1 protein-coding gene is annotated in these 1,944 nt (G+C 65.5%); it reads right to left on the bottom strand.

The features are described from left to right. Positions 1-326: 326 nt before the first annotated feature. Entirely contained in the window at positions 327-1,211 is an 885-nt protein-coding gene (locus AC5LSR_RS14855) for a TauD/TfdA dioxygenase family protein (RefSeq protein WP_250281880.1), read from the bottom strand. Between the last annotated feature and the right edge of the window lie 733 nt (positions 1,212-1,944).

The following is a 1,944-nucleotide window of genomic DNA, read 5'->3' as shown; positions in this document are numbered from 1 at the left end:
CCCGGGCCTCGGGCCTGGAGCGCGTACCGGAACGGTGACCCCGGATCAGGGATGGTGGGTGACATCCATGTCACTGACATGGATGTCAATAACATCGATGCTGGTCTTTGTGCGCAGGAAGACTTCGTGGTCGGACGGTGATACCGCGTCACCCACCGATCGTTTTATGGTGGCCCGCCCACGGGCCTCCACGGCCGCCGGGTGGCGGGCAACAGCGGCCCCGGACCAGGCAGGCACTCTCCGCCACCTGATCCGGGCCGCCCGTGTCACCCGGTGCTGTTCGTCGCTGTGTGTAATTTATTGCTGTGTGTTGCTGTCGGCCGGGATCACAGGTCGGCGTACAGTGGCTCCTCGGCGATCAGAATCCGCTCCAGTACCCGTGGGAAGTCGCCGTAGTTGCGTACCGCGTAATGGACGGTGGCACGGTTGTCCCAGAACGCGACCGAACCGGGCCGCCAGGAGAACCGGACCTGGTGTTCCGGCTTCCGGTACTGGTCCAGAACGAGGGCCAGCAGCTCCCTGCTCTCCGACCTGTCGAGCCCGAGAATCGAGGGATGCTGGGTGAAGTTGACCCACAGAATCTTTTCGCCGGTTTCGCGGTGTACCTGGACCACGGGGTGGGACACGATCGGGTAGTCGTAGCCCACGGCGTTCAGCGCGTCTCGGAAGTCGTGGGTGACGTGGCGGCCGGCGAGACGTTCTTTCACGTCGTCGGGCAGCGCGTTGTAGGCGAGCCCGGCGTCGACCCAGATGGTGTCACCGCCGATATCAGGCAGGGTGACCGCGCGCAGCACCGCCCCCCAGGTCGGCACCAGCCGCCAGCTCGTGTCGGTGTGGTAGGCGTCCCAGTTCTCGTCGGCGTCCGCGGTGGCGCGGGCCCGCTCGTAGTCCTTGAAGTCCGCCGCGGCGATCCGGTGGATCGAGGTCGCCTTTCCGGCGTGGTCGTTGAGGGGCGCCTTCGGCCCGCTCGGGTGCGGATAGAGCGGCCCGAACCGCCGGGCGAACGTCTCGTGCTCCTCGCGGGTCAGCTCCTGGTCACGAAAGAAGACGACCTTGTATTTCAGGATTGTCGCCCGGATCTGGTCGCGGACCTCGTCGGGCAGCGGATACCGCAGGTCCACCCCGCTGATCTCCGCGCCGATGGTCGGCTGCAGCGGCCGGACGGCCAGGTCGCCGGCCGGCTGCGCGTCGAGATGGGTGACAGTGCTCACAGCTTGTCCCTTCACCTGTTCCTGACGTGTGTTCCTGACGTGTGTTCCTGATGGCCTGTGGTTCTGACGGCCTGTGGTTCTGGCGGTTCGCCTGAAGTGCCGCCCGAATGGCCGGGCGGGCAACGGGCGCCGACGGCGGACGGCGCTCCACGGCGGGTACACGGAACGCACGGAGCAGCTGACGCGCGGAGCGCATGGAAAAACGACCGGGAATAATCTTCCCGGCTGCTGGACGCACAACTGCCGGATGTGCTGCCCGGGCATCGAAAAATGTCGTCCGGGTCACGGGTGGGATGGCCGGCCAGCAAAACGTAAGCGTCCGGCCCGGGTATTTGTACGGGAGCGCCGGCGGCCTTCACGACACATATTCCGCCAGCACCGGAAAAGAACGGCGAATGAATAGCAGTGGACCGTGCCACAAGCCGTGCGGACACGGTCGGAAAATGCTTGACGGCGGTGCCTGGGCCGGCACCGGGCGTCAGCGACAGTTGGCGCTGGACACGCGCACCAGGTCTACGTAAAGCCGTGTCGTCAGGTCAGCTCCCTGATCCATGAGCTGATTACAACATGTGAGAGAAGTCTGTGTCCATGACCGGCCGGCCCGGGTTTTCAGAGCATGCCGGAGCATGACGGAAAATACCGAAAAATGATGGAAATTACCGGAACGTACCGGCGGGCGATGACGAGCCACCTGGGCGGCTCGGGCGGCTCGGGCGGCTCTTGGGCGGTCCGC

The sequence above is a fragment of the Protofrankia sp. CiP1_Cm_nod4 genome (assembly GCF_982290645.1).
This window is presented reverse-complemented; position numbering and strand designations above follow the sequence as displayed.